At 62.6% G+C, this 23,937-nt stretch carries 25 protein-coding genes and 1 rRNA gene; 17 read left to right on the top strand and 9 right to left on the bottom strand.

The window, feature by feature from the left end; all coding sequences use genetic code 11:
- Positions 1–40 precede the first annotated feature (40 nt).
- Positions 41–1,572 (bottom strand): 16S ribosomal RNA (locus GA566_RS14855).
- A 586-nt stretch (positions 1,573–2,158) separates the two neighbouring features.
- Between GA566_RS14855 and GA566_RS14860 the strand changes: the two genes are divergently transcribed.
- From GA566_RS14860 to GA566_RS14875, 4 genes are all read left to right on the top strand, one after another.
- Entirely contained in the window at positions 2,159–2,554 is a 396-nt protein-coding gene (locus GA566_RS14860) for a DUF488 domain-containing protein (protein WP_160473079.1), read from the top strand.
- Positions 2,555–2,636: 82 nt separating this feature from the next.
- Complete coding sequence (locus tag GA566_RS14865; RefSeq protein ID WP_160473080.1) at positions 2,637–3,881, top strand: nucleoside recognition domain-containing protein; 1,245 nt, start codon at positions 2,637–2,639, stop codon at positions 3,879–3,881.
- A 389-nt stretch (positions 3,882–4,270) separates the two neighbouring features.
- Entirely contained in the window at positions 4,271–6,379 is a 2,109-nt protein-coding gene (locus GA566_RS14870; RefSeq protein ID WP_160473081.1) for an FUSC family protein, read from the top strand.
- 105 nt (positions 6,380–6,484) lie between these two features.
- Positions 6,485–6,763, top strand: a complete 279-nt coding sequence (locus GA566_RS14875) for a DUF1488 domain-containing protein (RefSeq protein ID WP_137928160.1) — start codon at positions 6,485–6,487, stop codon at positions 6,761–6,763.
- 28 nt (positions 6,764–6,791) lie between these two features.
- Here GA566_RS14875 and GA566_RS14880 read toward each other — a convergent pair whose 3' ends face one another.
- Entirely contained in the window at positions 6,792–7,262 is a 471-nt protein-coding gene (locus GA566_RS14880) for a universal stress protein (protein WP_160473082.1), read from the bottom strand.
- A gap of 237 nt (positions 7,263–7,499) precedes the next feature.
- Here GA566_RS14880 and paaA point away from each other — a divergent pair, with 237 nt between their 5' ends.
- From paaA to GA566_RS14915, 7 genes are all read left to right on the top strand, one after another.
- Entirely contained in the window at positions 7,500–8,504 is a 1,005-nt protein-coding gene (gene paaA / locus GA566_RS14885) for a 1,2-phenylacetyl-CoA epoxidase subunit PaaA (RefSeq protein WP_137928158.1), read from the top strand.
- Positions 8,505–8,533: 29 nt separating this feature from the next.
- A complete protein-coding gene (gene paaB / locus GA566_RS14890; protein WP_137928157.1) occupies positions 8,534–8,845 on the top strand; it encodes a 1,2-phenylacetyl-CoA epoxidase subunit PaaB in 312 nt (103 codons plus the stop codon).
- A 10-nt stretch (positions 8,846–8,855) separates the two neighbouring features.
- Entirely contained in the window at positions 8,856–9,674 is an 819-nt protein-coding gene (gene paaC / locus GA566_RS14895; protein ID WP_137928156.1) for a 1,2-phenylacetyl-CoA epoxidase subunit PaaC, read from the top strand.
- A gap of 14 nt (positions 9,675–9,688) precedes the next feature.
- Positions 9,689–10,300, top strand: a complete 612-nt coding sequence (gene paaD, locus GA566_RS14900; protein ID WP_160473083.1) for a 1,2-phenylacetyl-CoA epoxidase subunit PaaD — start codon at positions 9,689–9,691, stop codon at positions 10,298–10,300.
- A 21-nt stretch (positions 10,301–10,321) separates the two neighbouring features.
- The gene (gene paaE, locus GA566_RS14905; protein WP_137928154.1) at positions 10,322–11,416 is read left to right on the top strand and encodes a 1,2-phenylacetyl-CoA epoxidase subunit PaaE; all 1,095 of its coding nucleotides are present in this window, start codon (positions 10,322–10,324) and stop codon (positions 11,414–11,416) included.
- 180 nt (positions 11,417–11,596) lie between these two features.
- Complete coding sequence (locus GA566_RS14910; protein ID WP_137928153.1) at positions 11,597–12,394, top strand: DUF1835 domain-containing protein; 798 nt, start codon at positions 11,597–11,599, stop codon at positions 12,392–12,394.
- 31 nt (positions 12,395–12,425) lie between these two features.
- A complete protein-coding gene (locus tag GA566_RS14915) occupies positions 12,426–13,037 on the top strand; it encodes a TetR/AcrR family transcriptional regulator (protein WP_137928152.1) in 612 nt (203 codons plus the stop codon).
- A 13-nt stretch (positions 13,038–13,050) separates the two neighbouring features.
- Here GA566_RS14915 and kefC read toward each other — a convergent pair whose 3' ends face one another.
- Positions 13,051–14,865 (bottom strand): glutathione-regulated potassium-efflux system protein KefC, encoded by a 1,815-nt coding sequence (gene kefC, locus GA566_RS14920; RefSeq protein WP_137928151.1) that lies wholly within the window; start codon positions 14,863–14,865, stop codon positions 13,051–13,053.
- Entirely contained in the window at positions 14,862–15,452 is a 591-nt protein-coding gene (locus GA566_RS14925; protein ID WP_137928150.1) for an NAD(P)H-dependent oxidoreductase, read from the bottom strand. The genes kefC and GA566_RS14925 overlap by 4 nt, the downstream gene beginning before the upstream one ends.
- 376 nt (positions 15,453–15,828) lie before the next feature.
- On the opposite strand from GA566_RS14925, the gene GA566_RS14930 reads away from it, so the two are divergent.
- Positions 15,829–16,527, top strand: coding sequence for a GNAT family N-acetyltransferase (locus GA566_RS14930; RefSeq protein WP_137928149.1), 699 nt, complete (start codon positions 15,829–15,831; stop codon positions 16,525–16,527).
- Positions 16,528–16,599: 72 nt separating this feature from the next.
- Here GA566_RS14930 and GA566_RS14935 read toward each other — a convergent pair whose 3' ends face one another.
- From GA566_RS14935 to GA566_RS14955, 5 genes are all read right to left on the bottom strand, one after another.
- Complete coding sequence (locus GA566_RS14935) at positions 16,600–17,094, bottom strand: Lrp/AsnC family transcriptional regulator (protein ID WP_137928148.1); 495 nt, start codon at positions 17,092–17,094, stop codon at positions 16,600–16,602.
- Between the two features lie 209 nt (positions 17,095–17,303).
- Positions 17,304–17,912 carry an EF-hand domain-containing protein gene (locus tag GA566_RS14940; RefSeq protein WP_160473084.1) on the bottom strand — a complete coding sequence of 203 codons (609 nt, stop codon included), beginning with the start codon at positions 17,910–17,912 and terminating at the stop codon, positions 17,304–17,306.
- Positions 17,913–18,095: 183 nt separating this feature from the next.
- Entirely contained in the window at positions 18,096–18,764 is a 669-nt protein-coding gene (locus tag GA566_RS14945) for a hypothetical protein (protein WP_370459309.1), read from the bottom strand.
- A gap of 103 nt (positions 18,765–18,867) precedes the next feature.
- Positions 18,868–20,088 (bottom strand): globin domain-containing protein, encoded by a 1,221-nt coding sequence (locus tag GA566_RS14950; RefSeq protein ID WP_160473085.1) that lies wholly within the window; start codon positions 20,086–20,088, stop codon positions 18,868–18,870.
- Between the two features lie 94 nt (positions 20,089–20,182).
- Positions 20,183–20,632 (bottom strand): Rrf2 family transcriptional regulator, encoded by a 450-nt coding sequence (locus GA566_RS14955; RefSeq protein ID WP_171020521.1) that lies wholly within the window; start codon positions 20,630–20,632, stop codon positions 20,183–20,185.
- Between the two features lie 171 nt (positions 20,633–20,803).
- Here GA566_RS14955 and gspG point away from each other — a divergent pair, with 171 nt between their 5' ends.
- Genes gspG through gspK form a run of 5 tightly spaced genes read left to right on the top strand, consistent with a single transcriptional unit; the run spans position 20,804 to position 23,930 of the window.
- Positions 20,804–21,253, top strand: coding sequence for a type II secretion system major pseudopilin GspG (gene gspG, locus GA566_RS14960; RefSeq protein WP_137928144.1), 450 nt, complete (start codon positions 20,804–20,806; stop codon positions 21,251–21,253).
- 38 nt (positions 21,254–21,291) lie between these two features.
- The gene (locus GA566_RS14965) at positions 21,292–21,783 is read left to right on the top strand and encodes a prepilin-type N-terminal cleavage/methylation domain-containing protein (protein ID WP_346814052.1); all 492 of its coding nucleotides are present in this window, start codon (positions 21,292–21,294) and stop codon (positions 21,781–21,783) included.
- Positions 21,780–22,181, top strand: a complete 402-nt coding sequence (gene gspI, locus GA566_RS14970) for a type II secretion system minor pseudopilin GspI (protein ID WP_160473087.1) — start codon at positions 21,780–21,782, stop codon at positions 22,179–22,181. The genes GA566_RS14965 and gspI overlap by 4 nt, the downstream gene beginning before the upstream one ends.
- A complete protein-coding gene (locus GA566_RS14975; RefSeq protein WP_160473088.1) occupies positions 22,159–22,923 on the top strand; it encodes a prepilin-type N-terminal cleavage/methylation domain-containing protein in 765 nt (254 codons plus the stop codon). The genes gspI and GA566_RS14975 overlap by 23 nt, the downstream gene beginning before the upstream one ends.
- Entirely contained in the window at positions 22,920–23,930 is a 1,011-nt protein-coding gene (gspK, locus tag GA566_RS14980; protein ID WP_137928191.1) for a type II secretion system minor pseudopilin GspK, read from the top strand. The genes GA566_RS14975 and gspK overlap by 4 nt, the downstream gene beginning before the upstream one ends.
- Positions 23,931–23,937: the final 7 nt, after the last annotated feature.

The following is a 23,937-nucleotide window of genomic DNA, read 5'->3' on the forward strand; positions in this document are numbered from 1 at the left end:
GATAAGTGTGAACGCTTGACTTGTGAACACAAGCCTCTGGAAAGGAGGTGATCCAGCCGCACCTTCCGATACGGCTACCTTGTTACGACTTCACCCCAGTCATGAACCCTGCCGTGGTAATCGCCCTCCTTGCGGTTAGGCTAACTACTTCTGGCAAAACCCACTCCCATGGTGTGACGGGCGGTGTGTACAAGACCCGGGAACGTATTCACCGCGGCATGCTGATCCGCGATTACTAGCGATTCCAGCTTCACGTAGTCGAGTTGCAGACTACGATCCGGACTACGATGCGTTTTCTGGGATTAGCTCCCCCTCGCGGGTTGGCAACCCTCTGTACGCACCATTGTATGACGTGTGAAGCCCTACCCATAAGGGCCATGAGGACTTGACGTCATCCCCACCTTCCTCCGGTTTGTCACCGGCAGTCTCTCTAGAGTGCCCTTGCGTAGCAACTAAAGATAAGGGTTGCGCTCGTTGCGGGACTTAACCCAACATCTCACGACACGAGCTGACGACAGCCATGCAGCACCTGTGTCCACTTTCCCTTTCGGGCACCTGATGCATCTCTGCTTCGTTAGTGGCATGTCAAGGGTAGGTAAGGTTTTTCGCGTTGCATCGAATTAATCCACATCATCCACCGCTTGTGCGGGTCCCCGTCAATTCCTTTGAGTTTTAATCTTGCGACCGTACTCCCCAGGCGGTCAACTTCACGCGTTAGCTACGTTACTGAAGAAATGAATCCCCAACAACTAGTTGACATCGTTTAGGGCGTGGACTACCAGGGTATCTAATCCTGTTTGCTCCCCACGCTTTCGTGCATGAGCGTCAGTGACGTCCCAGGGGGCTGCCTTCGCCATCGGTATTCCTCCACATCTCTACGCATTTCACTGCTACACGTGGAATTCTACCCCCCTCTGACATACTCTAGCCTTGCAGTCACAAGCGCAATTCCCAAGTTGAGCTCGGGGATTTCACGCCTGTCTTACAAAACCGCCTGCGCACGCTTTACGCCCAGTAATTCCGATTAACGCTCGCACCCTACGTATTACCGCGGCTGCTGGCACGTAGTTAGCCGGTGCTTATTCTTCCGGTACCGTCATCCACCCCAGGTATTAACCGAAGCGATTTCTTTCCGGACAAAAGTGCTTTACAACCCGAAGGCCTTCTTCACACACGCGGCATTGCTGGATCAGGGTTGCCCCCATTGTCCAAAATTCCCCACTGCTGCCTCCCGTAGGAGTCTGGGCCGTGTCTCAGTCCCAGTGTGGCTGATCGTCCTCTCAGACCAGCTACTGATCGTCGCCTTGGTGGGCCTTTACCCCACCAACTAGCTAATCAGACATCGGCCGCTCCTGCTGCGTGAGGCCTTACGGTCCCCCACTTTCACCCTCAGGTCGTATGCGGTATTAGCTAATCTTTCGACTAGTTATCCCCCACAACAGGGTACGTTCCGATGTATTACTCACCCGTTCGCCACTCGCCACCAGACCGAAGTCCGTGCTGCCGTTCGACTTGCATGTGTAAGGCATGCCGCCAGCGTTCAATCTGAGCCAGGATCAAACTCTTCAGTTCAATCTCTGTGTGACCCTTCGGTTTCCCTACAGGTCTCGCTCTTTCGAGCGGTCGCTCACTCTCAGAAAACTGACTCGACTGCTCCGAAGAACAATCGAACATGTTTTACTGTGCGAGCACTTGATACTTTTGAAGCAACACTAAGAACCCGAAGTCCTCAGCGGCGTTCGCCATCAAGCGCCCACACTTATCGGTTGTTTGGTTGTTAAAGAACATTGACGAACAGCTTTGCCGCCGCCGGGTACTGCATTTTCTTACTGCGTCTGCCGCGTCGCTTTCGCTGCAGCAGAGAAACGAGATTATGCAGAACATTCATCGTTTCGTCAACAGTTTGCAGAAGATTTTTTTCTCTGCCGGCCAGCGCTGCTAAACCCCGCAACCCCCGCCACTGCTGCCCCGCAACCCTTGCCTGCCCTGCGTTTGCAGCGCGGTTTGTGTTGCGAGGGGGCGAATATTAGATGCGATTTGCGGACTGCGCAAGATCTTTTTGAAAATAATCTCAAGTTGCCGATATCTGCTGTGAGGGAGATGCGAAGACCAAGCACCCATGACACGATGTCCCGCAACAAGAACAAGGGAGGAAGACATGGCAATACGTATCGTGCGGCTCGGTGACGCGCGCGCCCACGGCGAGGGATTGCGGATAGGCACCGTGCGCCGGCCGCCGCGAGGAGTACCGAAAACCGAGTTCGCCAGTCGAAACTATTACGATGTCTGGTATCCGGCGCTTTCCCCATCTGCCGAACTGGTTGCCAAGGCGCAAGATGCAAAAGAAGCCGCCGATATCAAAGCGTGGCGCAGTTTCGAGAAAAGCTTTCGGGCCGAGATGGCTCAGCCGGAGGCCAGTCGGACTCTCGACTTGCTGGCAGCGCTCTCCCATCAGACCAACTTCTCGCTCGGATGCTATTGCGAGGATGAAAGCCACTGTCATCGGTCCATTTTGCGTGCATTGCTAAAAGAGCGCAGCGCAGAGATGGCATGACGCTGGCGTCGCACCCATGCGGCTATGATGCAGGGCGCCTCCGCATCTGGGCGGAAGGCATCCCAATGATGGATTGGCGTCGATGGCACTGAACTTCGTCTGGCTCGGATTCTTCCTGCTCTCTTTCCTGGCGGCCGCCGTTCGGCTCATAGGCGGGGATCTTGGTGTATTTCCAGCCCTACTTGTCAGCCTGTTCGACAGTGCGCGCACGGCTTTTGAGATTTCTCTGGGCCTTGTAGGCGTCATGAGTCTGTGGATCGGAATCATGCGGGTTGGCGAGCGCGCTGGCGTGATCGACGTGTTCGCCCGAATGGTAAATCCGCTGCTGCGTCACTTTTTCCCCGGCGTTCCGCAGGGGCATCCAGCGCAGGGAGCCATGATGATGAATGTCTCCGCCAATATGCTCGGGCTGGACAACGCCGCCACGCCACTCGGGCTGACCGCGATGCGCGAACTGCAATCGTTGAATCGCCAGCCCGATACAGCGACGAATGCCCAGATCATGTTTATCGTACTCAACACTGCCGGGCTGACACTGATCCCGACCTCGGTCATAGCCATCCGGCAGGCAATGGCCGTAAAGCAAGGATTGGTCAACTTCAACGCGGCCGACATATTCCTGCCGACATTACTGGCCACCGGCGCCTCTTGCTTGGCAGGGCTGCTGGCTGTGGCTTGGGTTCAGCGTCTCAATCTGTTCAAACCCGCAGTACTGATTGCCGCCGCCATTGCGGGGTTGGCTACTGCAGCGCTGTTTCTCTGGCTGCGCCATGCGCCGCCTGCTCAGGTCAGCCAGATGGCGGCGCTCGCAGGCAGCGGGTTCATCCTGTCCCTGATCGTCCTGTTTCTAGTTTGTGGGGCATTCCAACGCGTGAATGTCTACGACGCGTTCGTCGATGGCGCTAAGGAGGGGTTCGGAGTGGCCGTCCAGATCATTCCTTATCTAGTGGCCATTCTTGTTGCTATCGGACTCTTCCGAGCCAGTGGCTGCATGGACGTGGTGATGTTCGCACTGACCGCGATGTTCGAAAAACTGGGAATGAATACGGACTTCGTGCCGGCCCTGCCGGTAGGCTTGATGAAAATCCTGTCGGGTGCCGGCGCGCGCGGGCTGATGGTGGATGTGATGACCACCTACGGCGTGGACTCTTTTCAGGCACGCGTGGCAGCCATCATCCAGGGATCGACTGAAACCACGTTCTACGTACTAGCGGTCTATTTCGGCAGTGTGAATGTGCGCAATACCAGGCACGCGCTTGGCTGTGCGTTGTTTGCGGATGTGGTTGGGATGACCGCAGCTGTGTGGATTGCGTATCTTTTCCGGTAGTAGATGTCATCCCGTTGTACGACAACAACGACGATTGTGTTGTCTTGCGGTCAATTTTGAGGCTGGCGCTTGGTGCGTCGCAACAAGTCGTGTATAGTGAAGTCTGTCTCCTCCACCACCTCGGTGGATTCCAACCCGCGCACAACCTGCGCGGGTTTTTTTTGTCTGAAAACGGCGGAATGCGGTGGCAGCATCAGCGAATTCCGTTGGTCTTTATGACAAAATCGTCATGCACCCCGTTCCACTGACTTTTTCACCATGTCGGTGCGTCGCTGCACGACTTCCGCACCAACCTGTCGTATTTCTACGAAATGTTGCGTTGCAACAATGTTGCCCGTAGAGTGGTATCGGTACTCACCCTAAGACGTCCCGGTACTTCATTTCCGATCATGCGACGCGCCCTGCGCCTTCTCCGATACTGCCCTGAAACTGCGCTCCTCCAGCGCGGGATCGTCTATGCGCTGTCGTTCTTTGCACTGGCGGGAACTGCCTGGCTGACGGGTGACGCTGGCTACCTCTGGTCGGCAACCGCATCGATCTGGACCTGTCTGGCCGATCGGCAAGGTACGGCGGCTACGCGCATGCGGAGCCTGGGGGCCGTGGGAATCGGTGGCGCCGTCGCGAGTGTCTTGGGCGCCAGCCTCTCCACATCCCCGTTGACGGCTTTGGCGGTGGTGCTGAGCGCAGGCATGGTGGCTGGACTGGCGGAAATCCGGGGACCAGCCGCCGCCCTTAGCTTCAAGCTGCTATATGTCGTACTCATTGCGGCATGCCTGCAGCCAGTTGCCGACACGTCAGTTGCTTCGCATGCGTGGATGGCGGCCACAGACTATTTGCGCGGCGGGGTATTTGCCTGCCTCGCCTGCCTGCTGCTAGTCCCGTCGCAACGCGATGCGCGCCCTCGCCTCGAAATCATTGCTGTCTACGACGCATTGCATCGCTTTGCCCAAACCCTGGCGGGCGCGCTGGCCGGGGACATTTCGGCCTGCAAGCTTGAGTTGCGGCAGCGGATTGAAGCAGCACGCGCTGCAGTGAACGGGCGGCGCGGGATTCTGGATCCTGTCGGGCTGTTGCACTACGCGTACACCGTGGCAGTGGCCGATGCCATCTTTGCCCTGTTGATCGTAGCGGGCGAGCTCCGAGAACGCGCCGGCAAACGGGACGGGCTTCCGCTCGACCATACTGCGCGGTGTCTGGCAGACACGCTGGAACAGGTACGCCAGTCCCTGACCCGGCATGCGCCGGACTTGCCCGCTCTCACCGCGATGTTGTCCCAGGATCTGCGGCGGCTGGTCGGACAGCGAGTCAACGCGAGTGCGCCGCCGGCATATCAATCGGCGCTGGCTGCCCTGTCACAGCATCCATCGTTCACACGCTGGCGCGGGACTTTCGCCTGGCCCAATACCGGGTTGACGGGCATGCTTGATCGTTTCGGCGACGCGTTGGCTGACATTGCTGCACGGGATGCACGCATCACGCGGCATGCCGTGCGGATGGCGTTTGCCGGAGGCCTGAGCCTACTGCCATCGCAGCTGTTCCAAGTCGATCACGGCTATTGGGTCGCCGTCACTGTGATCATGGTGCTCAGTCCGCGGCTGCAAACCACGCGGCAAATCTCCCTTCACCGCTTCGCCGGATCCCTAGCCGGTGCGGTGCTGGCCTGCCTGATCAGTCTCACGCATCCCGCTCCAATGTTGGCACTGGGTGCCAGCGCCATCTTCCTGGCCGCAGCCTACGCCCTGCGCCTGGCTGGCAACGCTGCTGGCTTCGCGTTTTTCCTGACACCAGCCGTAATCCTGTTCTCGTGGATTGGCGAGCCAGCATCGAATAGTAGTCACGTGGCCGCGTTGCGCGGACTTGATACGGCGATCGGCTGCGTAATTGCGTTGGCCAGCTATTACATCCTGGCGCCGCGCGCCGAGCTGTCGCGGGTCTTCCGGCACAGTCTCGACGCATTGGCGGTCAATGCCGTGTATCTCCGGGCTGCAACTGGCGCGGCACGAACCCTGACGCCCGCGCAAGCGCGTCTCGAGGCGCTGCGCGTGGCGGCGGGCCGGGCTTCCTCGCGCGCGGAAAGCACGCTCCAGCAATGCCTTGACGAATTCGATCCTCAGCTTGCGGCGGCGCATACTGCGTTGCATGCCACGTCCAGGCGCATGGCGTCGCTCGCCGGACTGATCAGGGCAGGTGCCGAATCGGGTGAAGTACCTCTGCCGCCGGGACCTGCCGCCCAGGCAATGCTTGCAGATCTGGAAGCACGCCTCGCCGAAGTCGCCGTTCGGCCTGGCCGAACCGGTGTGACCGCGGCTATCGCCCCACCTCAACTGCCGCCGCTGACACGAGACGATGGGCCGTTCGATCACTTCCTGGCCGAGCAAACCGCTTACGCCGATGGTCATATCGACGACGCACACCGCGTGGTAGTCGGACTCAGGTCTCTTGCTGCCGAACAGGCGCGGAGCCAACGGCGACGGCTGCCTGGTATGCGGGCAGGCTGACTGCTATCAAAGGCGTTCGCAGGGCCATGCTTGCCCGAATGGGTGGATTGCCTATATTGAATGGATATCCGCCGTTTCCCCGTTCCCGGCAAGACGAGGTGCGCCATGGTCGACATCACTTTCCCCACCAGCAGTCCCACTTATTGCGGCGCAAGCCTGACACTGTCGTGTCCGGCCACGGTCAACGGCAACTGGTCCCAGTATTCCGTCACCGCGGAGGCGCTCGAAGCCTATTGCGGCGCCCGTTCGGCGAGAGAGGAAGACTTGGTCAGCGCGTTCACCACCAATCGCACGCGCATCGAGCAACTTGCGGAAGCGATGTTCGAACTGACCGAGGCACGCGAGATCGTACTTCGCGGCGGCCATTTCCGCTTCGCGGGATAGCCGCCAACTGAAGTCGAAGGATGGGGCGTCAGGCGTTTGCCTCCTTGCCGCGCACCAGTAACACTGGCATCGTCGACTGGCGAATCACAGCTTCGGCCACGCTGCCGAGAACGAGCCGGCGCACGCCGCGACGGCCATGTGTACCGATGACCAGTAAGTCGGCACCCCATTCGCTCGCGGCCGCATTGATCGAGCCGGCCACATCGCCGATGACGGCGGGATCATCCACGAGCTTCGTCTCGTGCGCCACACCCTCATTGCCCAGCAGCCTGCCGGCCGCCTCCAGTGCCTTGGTCCCACTGTCGACAAATGCGCGCTGGACCTGCGTGGGATCGTAAAAACCGGCATCGAAAAGCATCACACCGTTGTCCACCACGTAGAGCGCCAGCACGGATGCGCCGCTGCCCGACGCCACGCGAATCGCTTCGTACAAGGCTAGGTCCGACGTTCCGCTGCCGTCCACCGCCACCGCGATCTTGCTGTATGCCTTGCCTGCCATTGCACTGCCCTCCCACGTCGAACGAAAGATGAAGTTCGATACTACACGTGGCTCTGGATAGACGTTCGTGAGCCAATTCTGAAAACCCTTCATCTTGTCAGTGCAATAAATTGACCGACCGGACGGTTTATATATATAGTGGCCGCACGCCCGACCCCCACAAATTGATGTCTACAGGATCAGCAAGCATCCGGCAGGTCGGCGCCCGTCGTCATAGACGCATGCCAAGGAGACGTGATGTACACACAGAGCCTCGACCTCCCAGGACAGCCGGCGGAGCGTCCGCTCGCAGACGCCAGCGTGGCCGATCGCCAGTCCGCGTTCGATGCCCGCATGGCCGAAGACGCCAAGATCGAGCCGATGGACTGGATGCCCGACGCCTATCGCAAGACGCTGGTGCGCCAGATTTCGCAGCACGCGCACTCCGAGATCATCGGCATGCAGCCGGAAGGCAACTGGATCAGCCGCGCGCCGTCTCTCAAGCGCAAGGCCATCCTGCTGGCCAAGGTGCAGGACGAAGGCGGGCACGGACTCTATCTATATAGCGCTGCGGAAACGCTTGATGTGTCGCGCGACGATCTCGTCGATGCGCTGCACACCGGTCGCGCCAAGTATTCGTCGATCTTCAACTACCCGACGCTGACCTGGGCCGATGTGGGCGTGATCGGCTGGCTGGTGGATGGCGCGGCCATCATGAACCAGATCCCCCTGTGCCGCTGCTCCTACGGCCCCTACGCGCGCGCGATGATCCGCATCTGCAAGGAGGAGTCGTTCCACCAGCGCCAGGGCTATGACGCGCTGCTGGCCATGATGCGCGGCACCGAGGCCCAGCGCGCCATGGTGCAGGAGGCGGTGGATCGTTGGTGGTTCCCGGTGCTGATGATGTTCGGGCCGCCCGATGCGGCCTCCACCAATAGCACCCAGACGATGGCCTGGGGCATCAAGCGTATTTCGAACGACGACCTGCGCCAGAAGTTCGTCGATGCCACGGTGGAACAGGCCAGGATCCTTGGCGTCACGCTGCCCGATCCGGGCCTGCAGTGGAATGCCGAGCGCGGCCACTACGACTACAGCCCCCTCGATTGGGAAGAGTTCTGGCGCGTGATCAACGGCGACGGCCCCTGCAATCGCGAGCGGCTGGCCACCCGCGTCAAGGCGCACGAAGACGGCGCGTGGGTACGCGAAGCTGCGCTGGCCCATGCCGAAAAGCGCGCCCGCCGGACCCAGGCCAAGGCGGCTTGAGCCACGACAGAACAAGCAAGGTAACCAACATGACCCAAACCATCACCCCATCGAAGCAACAGAAGGAATGGCCGCTGTGGGAGGTGTTTGTCCGCAGCAAGCAGGGGCTGGAGCACAAGCACTGCGGCAGCCTGCATGCTGCGGACGCCCAGCAGGCGCTGCACATGGCCCGCGATGTCTACACGCGGCGGCAGGAAGGCGTGTCGATCTGGGTAGTGCCCTCATCGGCCATCACGGCCAGCGCGCCAGCCGAGAAGGCCGAACTGTTCGATCCGGCGGCCGACAAGATCTATCGCCATCCCACGTTTTACCAGTTGCCCGACGAAGTCAACCATATGTAAGGGCCGCGCCATGAACATGACGACCCAGCCTCCGATCCCTGCGACGCTCCAGTACATACTGCGGCTGGCGGATAACGCCCTGATCCTCGGCCAGCGCAACGCCGAGTGGTGCGGCCACGGCCCCGTGCTCGAGGAAGACATCGCGCTTGCCAATATCAGCCTGGACCTGATCGGCCAGGCTCGCCTGCTTTATGCCCATGCCGGCGTGCTTGAAGGCCGGTTGACGGGCCGCGCGCGCCACGAGGATGACTACGCCTACTGGCGACCCGAATCCGATTTCCGCAACTGGACGCTGCAGGAACTGCCCCACCACGGTCCGCTGGCCGGCACGGCACGCGCCGATCGCGACTACGCCGTAACCATCATGCGCAACTTCCTGTACAGCGCGCTGATGGCTGAACTGTGGCCCGCGCTGGAAGCGAGCAGCGACCCGGAACTCGCCGCCATCGCCGCGAAGTCCGCCAAGGAGGTTCGCTATCACCTGCATCACGCCGCGGACTGGGTGGTGCGGCTGGGCGATGGCACTGGCGAATCGCACCGCCGCATGCAGCGTGCGCTCGATCACCTGCTGCCATATATGAACGAGTGCTTCGCGGTCGATCCCGTGGAAGAGGAGTCGGCGCGGCAGGGCGTGAGCGTACTGACCGCCGATCTGCGCGACGCCTGGGAGGCGACGGTCACCGCCACGCTCGACGATGCCACGCTGCAGCGCCCGGCAACCACCGGCTTCGTGTCGACCGGCAAGCAAGGCGTGCATTCCGAGCATATGAGCTACCTGCTGGCGGAGTTGCAGGGCCTGGCTCGCGCCCACCCGGGCGCGCAGTGGTAACGGAAGGGCCGACCATGCCTCATTTCGCCGCTTCGCTCACCAACCCCGCCTCGCCGTTCGCGCCGGCCTTTGCGCCGTCGGCGGCGGCCACGGATTCTTCCGAGGCACGTCTGGCGCACGCGTGGGCAGCGCTGGAAGCCGTGCCCGACCCCGAGATCCCGGTGGTATCGATCCGGGACCTCGGCATCCTGCGCGATGTGGTACTGGCCGATGATGGCGTCACCATCGAGGCGACCATCACCCCCACGTATTCCGGATGCCCGGCCATGGGACAGATCGAGGAGGACGTTGGCCACGCGCTGGACGCCGCCGGACTGGCCCCGTGGCGCGTGCGCACCGTGCTGGCCCCTGCCTGGACTACCGACTGGATTACCGAGACCGGTCGCGCCAACCTGCGCGCATTCGGCATCGCCCCGCCGGGCCATTGCGCTTCGGCTCCTGCACACGATGCGAACGTCAAGCCATTGCGCTTCATGCCCCGTGTGCATGCCACGGCCACGGTCGCGTGCCCACGCTGCGGCAGCATCCACACACAGGAGTTGTCCCGGTTCGCCTCCACGGCATGCAAGGCGCTCTACCGCTGCCTGGATTGCCGCGAACCGTTCGATTACTTCAAACCCTACTGACCCGCGGACCCCGCCCCGGCCATGACTCCACACTTCCACCCGCTGCGCGTGGCGCAGGTTCGCCCCGAAACTTCCGATACGGTCTCGATTGCCTTCGCGGTGCCCACCGAACTGCGTGATGCCTACCGTTTCACGCAGGGGCAGTTCCTGACGCTGAAAGCGCAGGTTGAAGGCAAGGACGTCCGCCGCTCGTACTCGATCTGCTCTGGCGTGCAGGATTACGACAGTCACGGCGAGCTACGCGTGGCCGTGAAGCTCGTCGAAGATGGCGTGTTCTCCACGTGGCTGCACGACACCGCGGCCCCCGGACAGACGCTCGACGTCATGACGCCTGATGGCCGTTTCTACGTGCCGCTCGATGCGACCATCGCGCGGCATTACGTGGCGTTCGCCGCGGGCAGCGGCATTACGCCAGTGCTGTCCCTGATCCGCACCACGCTGGCCACGGAACCTGGCAGCCGCTTCACGTTGATCTATGGCAACCGGAACGTTGACTCGATCATCTTCTCCGAGGCGCTGGAGGATCTTAAGAATCAGTACCTGTCTCGCTTCACGCTCTATCACGTGTTGTCGCGCCAGCCCCAGGAGGTGGATCTGCTGCATGGCCGTCTGGACGGGCAGCGCGTGACCGCCTTCCTGCAGACCCTGCTTCCCGTGGACGATATCGACGCCGCCTTCGTTTGCGGCCCGGCGTCGATGATCGACGAGGTCGAGGATGCCCTCAAGACGGCGGGTCTCGATCCCCACAAGATCCATGCGGAGCGCTTCGGCGTGCCGCTGGCCCAGCCCCGTCGCGCTGTCGCTGCCCAGCACGACGCCACAGGAGATGCCGGCACCGCCGAACTGGTCATCGTGCTGGACGGCAAGCAGCACAAGATGCGCCTGCCAATGGCCGATGCGAACGTGCTCGACACCGCGCTCTCGGCTGGGCTCGACCTGCCCTACGCCTGCAAGGGCGGGGTCTGCTGCACATGCCGGGCCAAGGTGCTCGAAGGCAAGGTGGAAATGGAGAAGAACTACACGCTCGAACCGTGGGAAATGGAAAAGGGCTTCGTGCTGACCTGCCAGGCCCGGGCGCTCACGCCGCGCGTGGTGGTCAGCTACGACGAGCGGTAACTGCCGCCCGTCTTCCGCCGCGTGTCCGCGGCTGCCGAATGGTGGAAAACCCACATGTCGGACAGCCGCCGATGCCCGGCGTACCGCATGCCGTGATTACAATGGCGGAACACGCTTCATGCGTCGCATCGGCCGCTGGCGCAGGGCCTGGACCCGTCGCATCCCTATACAATCACGGTCATGCAATATATCCATGTCGTCAACGGCGATGTCGCGGGCAATACACTGCGCCAGGCTCTGGCCCAGGCCGCCCGCCCCGACCCGGTGGTCGTCCTGCGCGACGACCTCGCCGTGGGCCCGATCGCCGATATCGACAGTACCGGCCTGATCCGCTCCGGCTTCTGGCAGCGCGTGGCACCCCACTCCGACATCGACTTTGCCGCCGAGATGCGCCAGGCGCTCGACCAGCTCCAGCAATTGCGGCGCGACGCGATGGAAGTGGCGATCTGGCACGGCCAGAGTGCATCGGACCAGCTCATGCTGCGCCGGGTGGTCTTCCACCTCTATCAGGCGCCCCAGCGGATCAACGAAGTGGCGATGGACCTGCGCGAGCTGGAAACCCCCGCGCACGGCAGCCTGACCGCCATCGGCATGTATCCCGCCTCCCGCCTGGCGCGCCGGTTTTCGACCATCGCCCCGGTGTCAGTCCTGCGCCTGGGCCGGCTAGGCTACGAGTGGCAGCAAAACGTGAAGGAAAACGCCGACGTCCGGCTGTGGAAAGGCAACACGCTGGTGCCGGCGGCCTATCACAACGTCGACGACGTCATCCTTGAGCGTGCGCCAGTCGAATGGACGCCCGCCGCGCAGACCGTGGCCAGCGTCATGGGAGCGATCGAAGGGCTGCTGGCCAGCGACTGGTTCGTCTTCTGGCGGTGCCGCGAACTGGTCAGCAACGGGCAACTGCAATTGCGCGGCAATCCGGAAAGCCTGGACACCTGCGAAGTCCGCCGCAATTCCCTGATGGCCAGCGCCGAGTAACCCGATAAAAACAGGGATCGATCCGACCCATATGGCCAGAACCAAAGCGCCCGACTTCGAGGCGCAACGCGAACAGATCCTGGACCTGGCGGCAGCTGCGTTTGCCGCCACGAGCTATCCCAGCACCTCAATGGCCGACCTGGCTGCCGCGTGCGGCACCTCCAAGGCCCGCCTCTACCACTATTACGAGAGCAAGGAAGCGATCCTGTTCGACCTGCTGGATCGCTACACGCGCCAGCTCATGCAGATCGTGACCGAGGTCGAGCGCGACGGCGAGCGCCAGGGCCGCAGCCATCGGGAAACATTCGGTCACTTGCTGCGCGCCTTCCTGGCCGAATACGAAACGTCGCAGACCCGCCATATTGCGCTGATCAACGATGTGAAGTTCCTGGCCGAGGAACAGCGCGACCAGATCCTGAAGCGCGAACGCGACGTGGTGGCGGCATTCTCGCGCCTGCTGCGGCTGGCATTCCCGGAGCGCGTCACGGGCGAGAACCAGACCGCGCTGACCATGACCGTCTTCGGCATGATCAACTGGACGTTCACGTGGCTCAAGCCGGGCGGCAAGCTGTCATATGCGCAGTTCGCCGAAATGGTGGTGGGCCTGCTGGAAAACGGCCTGGTGCCGGCCGTTCCCCGCTAGACGGTCGGGCCGGTCAGGACCACTCCGCTTCTTCGCGTTTCTTCCGCTGCTCCCGGTCCTGGCGGAACATTTCCTCCAGTTCGTCCCGCGCCTGCCGGGCCATCGACACCAGCTTCTTCTGATCCTTGTAGTACGGATAGAAGCGGTCGATCGCCTCGACGTTATGGCGGCGGAACCGCAGCGCCACGCTGCGCGCCTCCACCGGGTCAAAGCCCAGTCCTTCCAGCACGCGCCGGCCGAGCATCAGCGACCCTTCGAACATCTCGCGCTCGTACGTTTCAACGCCCCGGTCCTTCAACTGGTAGACGTGAGATACGTGCTTGGCGCGAGTGTAGATTGCCAGTTCGGGCCAGCGATGGCGCACCTTGTCGATCAGTGCCAGGTTGTCGTCGATATCCTCGATACAGACGATCATGATGCGCGCCTCGCTGGCGCCAGCCGCCTCCAGCAGGTCAATGCGCGTGGCATCGCCATAGAAAATCTTGAATCCGTACTGGCGCAGGAACTCGATCTGGTCAGGATCGTGGTCAAGCACGGTCACACCCACACCCTGGGCATAGAGCAGCCGGCCAATGATCTGCCCGAAGCGGCCGAAGCCCGCAATGATCACGGGATTGTGGTGATTCGTGATCTCGTCATCGGGACGCTGCGACATCGCGTTCAGGCGCGGAGCAAGCAGGCGGTCGAACGCCAGCAGCAGCAGCGGGGTGACGACCATCGACAACGCAATGATCAGCACCAGCAGCGCCTCGGTCTCGCGCGGCATCAGTCCCACCATGCGTGCCTCGGCGAACACCACGAACCCGAACTCGCCGCCCTGCGAAATCAGCAACCCGAACAGCAGCCACTGACCACGCCCGACGCCGAACCGGCGAGCCAGCAGCGTCAGGACCAGCGTCTTGACCACGACGAAGGCGATCACGAAGCCGATCACCTTGCCCGGCGAACTGGCGAGGATGCCGAAATCGATCGACATGCCCACGGCCATGAAGAACAGCCCGAGCAGCAGCCCCTTGAACGGCTCGATGTCCGCCTCCAGGGCATGGCGATACTCCGAATCGGCAAGCAGCACGCCCGCAACAAAAGTACCCAGCGCCATCGACAGGCCCACCGCGTCCATCATCAACGCGATGCCGACGACGAGCAGCAGCGAGAATGCCGTGAACATCTCGCGCATGCCAGTCCGGGCGATGATGCGAAGCGCCGGCCGTACCAGATAGCGTCCGCCCACCACCACGGCGCCGATCACCGCCACCGCCTTGGCGGCCGTCTGCCAGTTTTCCGGACCGTGCGCGGTCGCCCCGGCTCCCTCGGCGGCCAGCAGCGGCAGCAAAGCAATCATCGGAATGGCCGCGATATCCTGGAACAGCAAAATGCCGAAACTGGCCGCACCGGCTCCCGTCTGCATCAGGTTGCGCTCGGCCAGCGTGGCAAATGCGATGGCGGTGGACGATAGCGCCAGGCCCAGCCCGGCCACGAGTGCGATCTGCCAGGACGCACCAAACAAAACGGCCACGATGCCGATCGCCAGCGCACACATCACCATCTGCACCGACCCATAGCCGAAAATCGACTTGCGCAGCGTCTTGAGCTTGCGGGGCTCCAGTTCCAGGCCAATAACAAACATCATCAGCACGACCCCGAACTCCGAGAAATGCAGGATCGACTCGACATTGGTCACGAGCTTCAGCGCAAACGGGCCAATCGCGGCGCCAGCGATCAGGTAGCCCAGCACAGAACCCAGCTGGAAGCGCCGCGCCAGCGGCACGGCCACCACCGCCGCCACGAGGAAAACAAGCAGTGCAATCAGGAAATCGTGCTGGTTCATGCTGCGTCCTCGTCAGGCTCGCCGGCTTCGGGCCATTCCTGCGTTTCAGGTGGCAATGGCGGCGGGGCCAGGTGGCGGGCCACGTGTTCGATGTGAAGCGCCACCGCATCGGTGTCGGCCCGATCAGCGTCATGAAGCACGACAGGCGACAGCCAGGTCATGCCGCACAGCAGTGCCGTTTGTTCGAGCGGCAGCAGGAAATCGCTGATCGGATGGCCATGGACGCCGTCGGGCCCGTATGCATCGGCATGCCCGCCGGTGCTGACCACGACGAGCATCGACTTGCCACGCAGCGCCGTGCCGCCAGGGCCGAATGCCCAGCCCACTTCCAGCACTTCGTCGAGCCACAGTTTCATCAGGGCCGGCACGCTGTACCAGCGCACGGGAAATTGCAGGACCACAGTCTCTGCGGTAGAGAGCAGGCGCTGTTCAGCTACCACGTCGATGTCGTAATCGACATAGCGCTTGTAGAGTTCGCGGACCTCAACGTGCGGCAACTGGGCCAACGCTTCGGCGAGTGGATGATTGACGCGGGATTGCCTTGGCGCAGGATGCGCATAAATCACAACGATGGGTGGCTCGTCCATATAAGGCTTGTTCTTCCAGGCCTTCCGGCGCGCGCGGCACGGACCGAGGCGACGGGCAGCTCTGTGCGGCGTTGCAGCAGATCAACAACAGGTGTCGATGGCGACTACACATTCGCCAAGCCAAGCCGTTGATTCTGCAACGATTTATGAATTCTCGCGATGCGGCCCCCTTGGGGGCTTGCGCACGAAGGCTTACGCGGACCTGACAATTCCACTACAATACTTTTCGCATTGCAGCAACCTAGTGTTTGCCCGAACCCGTATTTTGCATCACAAAACATCCTCACGACGGTGTGGTTTGGTGTGTTGATGGAAACAGAGTGGGCAGAAATCGCTGCAATGCTATGTTTATATCGATCCCAAGAAGGAAATCCAAGTGAACCCGCTCGAACTGAGCAAGGCCGTCGGAGCCGTAACCGACGAAGATCTTCGCCGTGCAGCCGAGGCTAGCCAGGCCACCCAGCGCCATACCACCCTGGTACGCGAGCTGGCTGCCCATCATCGCTCCCGCCTGCACAAGCATTTTCTCGCCTTGGGCGAGGAAGATCGCCTGCTCCGTTTCGGCCAGTCGGTTGGAGACCACGTCATTGAAGCCTATGTCGAGAGCATCGACTTCGATCACGACAGTGTGTTCGGCGTCTATGACGAGCATCTGGAACTGATTGGCGTGGGGCACTTCGCCAACCTGCGCGATAACGCCCAGGGCCGCGTGGCCGAGTTCGGCGTGTCCGTGTCGAAGAGCGCGCGGGGCCGCGGGATCGGCAGTGCACTGTTCCAGCGCGCCGCGATGCATGGCCGCAACACCAATGTCCGTACCCTGTACATGCATTGCCTGTCGCGCAACGCCGCGATGATGCACATCGCCAAGAAGGCCGGCATGAAGGTGCAGTACGCCTATGGCGAGGCCGATGCCTATCTGGAACTGACGCCCGCCGATACGGTGAGCCGCCTGACCGAGGTCATCGACGAACAGGTTGCGGATCTGGACTACATGATGCGTCGGAACCTGCGCGATGCACGCCGCTTCGGTCTGCGCTTCTGGCGTTCGCTGGTACCGCAGAAAGGGACGGCCTGACGAACCAGGCAGCTCGCCAATGCAGACGGCGCACCGCGATGGTGCGCCGTTGTTGTTTCTGCGGCCTGAAAATCAGGCGCCGCCTGCCACCGGCAATGCCGTGGTGTCCTTGATCGATTCCAGCGCAAAGCTCGAACGCACATCGATGACCGACGGATGCGCCAGAAGTTGCTCCTGCATGAAGCGCGCGAAATGCTCCATGTCCTCCACATAGACCTTGAGCAACAGATCCATCTCGCCGGTCATGGCGTGGCAGGCGGCCACTTCCGGCCAAGTCTGGAGCGCCGCGCGGAACAGGTCCAGCGGGGCCTTGCCCTTGGGCGTGCCACCCTGCTTTTCCAGGCGCACGTTGATATACGCGAGCAGCCCGAGTCCGATCTTGTTCGGTTCCAGCAGCGCGGCGTACTGACGAATCACGCCGATCTCCTCAAGACGACGGATGCGGCGCAGACAGGGACTCGGCGACAGATTTACGCGCTCGGCCACTTCCAGGTTGGTCAGCCTGCCGTTGGTCTGCAGAACCTCCAGAATCTTCCTGTCGATCTTGTCCAGTTCCACCTTGCTCACGTTTTGTTGCTCCGCAATATGTTTGTCGGCAATTTTTTTGCGCAAATTTAGCAAGTTGGGCACAAGTCCGCAATTTTATTTTCACCTCGCCGCCTGTCACGCGTCCGTTGCCCGGGACGTATGCATCACGTTGCACAGGCAAGGTTGGTGCCAGCCCCATAAAAAACGCGGCCCGGAGGCCGCGTCGGTCAAGCTACGGTAGCAGTCGTTCAGCCGCCGCTGGAAGACGGCACGGCCGGTGCCGAGCCGGCGCCCGGTCCGCGCTGCATGGGGCGATTGTGATGCTCTTTTCGCATCTTCTCCATATCCGACTGGATCTCGGCCATGGTCACCTTGCCATCCCGGTTGGCATCAAGCTTGTCGAAGCGGTTGGCCATGCGCGGGAATGCGGTCTTGAACTCGTCGCGGGTCAGTGCCCCATCGTTGTTCTTGTCCGCCGCCTTGAACTTCGCCTCGAACGCCGCCTTCCTCTCGGCGCGGTGCTGCTCGAACATTGCCTTGCGATAGGCGCCCATTTCCTGCTTGTCGAGCTTGCCATCGTGATTGGTATCGATCTTGTTGAATAGCGCGTCGGCTTCGGCCTTGGAGATCGTGCCATCGCCGTCCGTGTCGATCGACTTCATCATCATCATGCCGCCGCCGTGCGGGCCGTGGCCGTCCATGCGGTGATGATGGCCGGGACCGCCTTGCGGAGCCGCCTGTGGCGCGGAGGCCGGGGACTGGGCTGCGGTTTGCGCCATCGCTGCGCCTGCGGTCAGGAAGACGGCCGAGGCCGCGATGAAGTTCTTGAAAATCTGCGTCTTGTGAGTGCGTTGCATGTCTGTGCTCCTTTTCATCACGTTGGGCGTGTATGGATTAGAACGCAGACATCCAACGCAAGTTAGCGCTTTTAATACGATGTTACGGGCCTCACAGAATCGACTCGTGCCGTAAACAGGCGCAAGACAGTCAAATATTGCGCAACACTTTGAAATCGCTTTTCCAGCGCTTTCACCCCGTCGTCATTCCTTGTCGACTGGGGGAGCCTCCCCCGTCAGACTCTGCGGCGGTACCTGTTGCATGGGTTGCTGCATGCCCGGAGGCATGTTCTGGGGCGGTTGCGGAATACTTGCTGCCGGCGGTGGCATCGCCTGCACGGTGGCCGGCATCGGCGTGGAGAGCGGTGCGGCGGCGCCGGATGGCGGCACGGCCGGCAGGTTGCCCGGGCGACCCACGCTCACGGAATTCTGCAGCGGCAAGATGATTTCCTGACGCACACCGTTGCGTTCGATCACGATGTTGCGGCCGTGAATTTCCTTCAGCCTAATCTGCGGGGACAGCGAAGCACCCACACGCACGGCCTTGGGCGGACCGCCATCGATCGACAGGATCGCAGCTGCAGGCCCCACGCCGTCGAGATCGGCCACAACACCGATCAGCTGGATATCGCGCACGCCAGCCTGGGCACTACCGCCGAACAACGTCGCCACCGCACCCGTTTCCACGGCTTCGGTCTGTGCGATGCGAGCAGACTTGGGAACGGGGATGGTACGCATCGCGCTGAAGGCCAGCACCCAGTGGGTGACGAGCGCGCATAGCGCGGCAAACAGCGCGAGACCGGCCAGGCGCGGCAGCCAGGCGGCGGAGATATCGATCGGGAATGCGGGCCGGGACAGAGTGGGCACGAGCAGGTATGCCAAGCGGCTATCTATAGGAACCGCCTAGCCTACCAGACCCATGCGACGGTTGTCTGTCACAACGTGACAACCGTCGGTGCCGCGCATCTTGGCCGGATCAGAGCAGATCGTCCAGCAGGTCCGGGCCGAACACTTCGCGATGGATATGACCCACGGGAACGCCGGCGGTGATCAGCGCATGGCGCTGCGCCTGCATGAAACCCAGCGGTCCGCACAGGTAGAAGCGGGCATCCTGGAAACCGGATGTGTCTTCCGCCTTCAGGAGCGCGTCGATCGGCATCGTCCCTGCGTGGTCGTAATCGCGCCCCGACTGATCGGCCTGGGACGGCTGCTCGTAGCTGACATGAGTACGCAGGTTAGGCATGCGCTCACGGGCCCAGACCATGTCGTTGCGGTGTGCATGGTGGCCACCATGGCGCGCGGCGTGGGCAAACAGCACGTGGCGGTGCGGGTTCTCGCGGGCCAGTGTGCGCAGCACCGACACCATCGGCGTCACACCGATACCAGCCGACATCAGCACGATCGGACGACGGTCATCGAGCGTGGGCGCAAAATCGCCCCAAGGGGTGCTGACATGGAGCGTCGTATCGACAAACGCGTTGTCATGGAGCCAGTTCGATACCGCGCCAGCCGGCGTTTCCGCATTGCCTTCCTCGCGCTTGATCGAAATACGCCACGTGGGCAGGCCCCGTTCGCCGGACAGCGAGTATTGGCGCAACTGGCGCTGCCCATTGCCCAGCACGGCCTCCACGCTGATGTACTGGCCCGGCGCGAAATCACGCAGCGCCGTACCGTCGGCGGCCGCCAGCGTCAGCGCCACCACTTGCTCGCTTTCCTGCTCGCGGCTCACCACGCGCACACGCAGCAGCTGGCCAGCGGCGACGCCGGCGCGATCGTACAGGCGAGCCTCGGCGGCAATCAGCTCGCCGGCCAGCAGCCAGTACGCCTCGTCCCAGGCGGCCAGCAGCGGCGGCGTGGCGGCGTCGCCGAGCACGGCGGCAATGGCTTCCAGCAGGTACTTGCCGACGATGGGGTAGTGGGCGGGCGTCAAGCCAACAGCGACATGCTTGTGGACGATGCGCTCGACCACGGGAGCCAGGACATCGGCGCGGTCGATATTGGCCGCGTAGGCGAAAACCGCCATTGCGAGCGACTGCTGCTGCGAGCCGTTGGCCTGGTTGCCCATGTTGAACAGGCTGGTCAACTCGGGACGCGCGGCGAACATCTCGCGGTAAAAATGCGTGGTGATGGCGACGCCGTGCTCACGCAGCACGGGAACGCTGGCATCGATATAGGGGCGGGAAGCAGCGGACAACATCAGCAATACTCCTGTTATTTCATGCATCTGACATGCATGTTTTTTCTCACAACAAAGCCGGCGGCGAACCGTGTCCGAGGGCTTTCCCCGGACCTCAGGCCGCGCGCCGGCTCAGGAAATCTCGATGCAAGGTAATGATCGATTCGGCCGTACTACCGTTCACTTCGCCCAGTGTCACGCCATCGAGTGCGCTGTAGAATGCCTCTTGCGCAGCATCGAGCGCGTGCTTCAGGCGGCAGTTGCCGCGGAGCACGCACGGCGGATTGCCACAGTCGACAATCGCCTTCTGGCCTTCGAGCTCGCGCAGGATCGTGCCGATCGTCAGCCGCTCGGCGTCGGGGCCAAGCTGCAGGCCACCGTGCCGGCCCCGCGTGGCCGTGATCCAGCCCAGCTTCGAGAGCCGCGCCGCCACCTTGACGAGGTGATTGTGCGAAATGTCGAACTGCTGGCCGACTTCGGCGATCGTGATGGGGCGGCTACCGTCGGCGCGCGATACATACATCAGCATGCGCAGGGCGTAGTCGGAGAATCGGGTCAATTGCATCGTGACTCGAATCATAGATATCCTGCATCTGAAATGCAAGTTTTCTGTTGCAGTTGTCGCAGTTGCAGATTGGTACACAAATTCCAGCCACTGCCTTCTTCCGGCACACCAAACCGTCATGCCGCGAGAGTTATACTCTTCGGCCATATCTGACTCACTTACCCAGACACGATGCGCAGAAACAACCACCGGACCGAAACCCGTCGCCGCGCCCGCGGCTTCACGCTGATCGAAATCATGGTGGTGATCGTGATCCTTGGGGTGCTGGCCGCGCTGGTTGTGCCCAAGATCATGAGCCGTCCCGATGAGGCCCGCATCGTCGCGGCGCGCCAGGACATCTCGTCGATCATGCAGGCGCTGAAGCTGTACCGCCTCGACAACGGCCGTTATCCCACCACCGAGCAGGGCGTGGCCGCGCTGGTCAGCAAGCCCACTACCGAGCCCATTCCGAACAACTGGAAGGGCGGCGGCTATCTGGAACGCCTGCCCAAGGATCCGTGGGGCAACCCCTACCAGTACCTGAACCCGGGCGTGCGCGGCGAGATCGACGTGTTCAGCTTCGGCGCCGACGGCCAGGCAGGCGGCAGCGCCAACGACGCCGATATCGGTAACTGGGAATAACGCCCCCTTCCCTCATGTATCTGGCGACGCCGCGCGGCATGGCCGCTCTTTCCACGCGTCGCCGGCGTTTTTCCGGCTTCACGCTGCTCGAACTGCTGGTGGTCATGGTGATCGCCGGCATCGTCATTTCCCTGGTGGCTGTCAACGCCACGCCCAACGACCGTGGCCGCGTACTCGACGATGGCCAGCGGATCGCCCGCCTGTTCGAACTTGCCCAGGAGGACGCGCAACTTGGCGCACGTCCCCTCGCTTGGGAAGGCGATGCCTCCGGATGGCGTTTCCTGGAATCCACCCCGCAGGGCTGGGTGCCGATGCGTGCCGACGTGTTCGCGCCGGGCCGCTGGCGTCTGGCGCTGGACAGCGCGGTGGTTGTCCAGGGCGGCCGGCAGTTCGGCAATGGCCCGATCCGGCTGGTCTTCGGCCGCGAACTGATTGATGAACCCCAGCGGCTGGTACTGACACGCGGCGATATCCGCATCGAAGTCGCAGGCGATGGCAGCGGCCGCTACGTGGCAACGATGACCCCATGATCCGCCGAGCCCACCGCCCCCACCCGCCCGGCTTTACGCTGATCGAGGTACTCGTTGCCCTGACCATCCTGGCCGTGGCGCTGACTGCCGCCATGCGCGCAATGGGTTCGATGACTGAATCCAGCGCCTCGCTACAGCAGCGCATGCTGGCCGAATTCAGCGCCGAGAATCATCTGGCCACGCTGCGGCTGTCCAGGACGTGGCCAGAGCCCGGTTCGCGCGGCTACGAATGCCCGCAGGGCGGCGTGCCGCTGTATTGCCAGGAAACCGTGTCGGGCACGCCAAACCCATCGTTCCGCCGCGTGGAAATCGCGGTTTTCCCATCGGCGACGGACAAGTCCGTACGGCTGGCCTGGCTGGTCACGCTGGTCCCCAATGAAACGCGCAATGTTCTCTGATCGATCGCACAGGCGGCGCGGCGCATCCCCCACGCGCGGTTTCACGCTGCTGGAGATGCTGGTAGCCATCACGCTACTGGCGGTCATGGCGGTGATCGGATGGCGCGCACTCGATTCGCTCACGCGCAGCCGCGAGCGGCTGACCGAGCACGACGCACGCCTCGACGCGCTGAAAGTGCTCTACGGCCAGTTCCAGTCCGACTGCGAACACCTCGCCAAACCCGCCCAGCTCGATACGAGTCCCGTCGAACTGGCGCCCAACCAGTTGCTGATGGTGCGCGACCGCCGCGACGCTGGCCAGGCGCCGGCCTGGCAGGTGGTGACCTATCGGCTCGACGGCAATACGATCGTGCGCGCCGCCAGTCGGCCCGCCAGCACCCGCAGCGAAGTGCAATCGGCAATCCTGTCACTGCGGCGGGCCAACAGCCAGGGTCTGCAGCTGCGCCCACTGCTGAGTGACGCCGACCAGCTTTCGGCCCGCGCCTGGGTGGAGCCAGCCGGCTGGCTGGTGGACTCGGGACGCGTGCGCACGGCGTTGCGGCAGGCCAGTGTGATGGTCGATGCGGCGAGTGCCGCCGCCGCGCAATCCGCCAGCGATGCGCAGGCCAGTGCACAGTCCGAGGGCGGCGCCTACTCCGACAGCGTGAGTATTCGCGCCATCGAACTCAATGTCTTCGCCCGCATGAGCGAGGGCAGCGCCACGCGCCAGTTCCAGAAAGTCTGCATGACGGGGACGTCATGACCCGGCGCATCGCGATTCCCGAGCATCGCCAACGCCAGTCGGGCGCCGCCGTGGTGACCGCGCTGCTCATGGTCACGCTGGCCGTAGTTATCGTCTCCGGCCTGCTCTGGCGCCAGCAAGTACAGATCCGTTCGATCGAGAACCAGCGCCTGATGGCCCAGGCGGAATGGATCGAGCGCGCCGCCGTGGACTGGTCCCGGCTGATCCTGCGTGACGATCAGCGCCGCTCACAGGTGGACTACATCGGTGAGCCATGGTCTGTGCCGGTGGCGGAGACGCGTCTTTCAGATTTCCTCGGCACGGGCGTGAGCACGGACCAGGCTGGCGAAACCTCGTTCGTGTCGGGCCGCATCCTGGATGCGCAGGCGCGGTTCAACCTGACCAACCTCTATCTGTGGACGGCCGAAGGCGGGGTCCGCGTCGCCAATATCGACCAGACTTCCCTGGCGGCCTTCCGACGACTGCTTCAAACGCTGGGCATGAACGCCGCGCTGGCGGAGCCGACTGCACAGTATTTTCTGCGTGCCGCCAAGGGCGTCTCCGCCAACGGACAACCCGCGCCCCGGACGCCGGACAGTGTCGAAGACCTGCTGGCCATCCCCGGTTACTCGCCGCAGATGGTGGCGGTGCTGGAACCCTTTGTGACGGTTCTGCCCGAGCGCACCAAGGTCAACGCTAATACCGCGGACGCCGAAGTGCTCTCGGCCGTGATCGACAAGCTGTCCATCGACCGTGCGCGCGAACTGGTGCGCCAGCGTGACCGCGCCTATTTCAACAACACCGGCGACGTGACCACGCAGCTCCAGTCCATTGCGCCGCAGGCCGGGTCGGCCACCGATGCGCTGGACGTGCGCACCCACTATTTCCTGATCTACGGTTTGGTCCGGCACGACCGTGCGCGGCGCCTCAAGGTGTCGCTGGTACGCCGCAGCGATGTGCTCGGTAGCGGCAATACCACCCGAGTCATCTGGGTGCGCGATGCCGATGCCATGCCGGAGCAACGCTAAAACGGGG

The organism is Cupriavidus sp. SW-Y-13, from assembly GCF_009793345.1.
In the GTDB taxonomy this organism is placed as follows: Bacteria; Pseudomonadota; Gammaproteobacteria; order Burkholderiales; family Burkholderiaceae; genus Cupriavidus.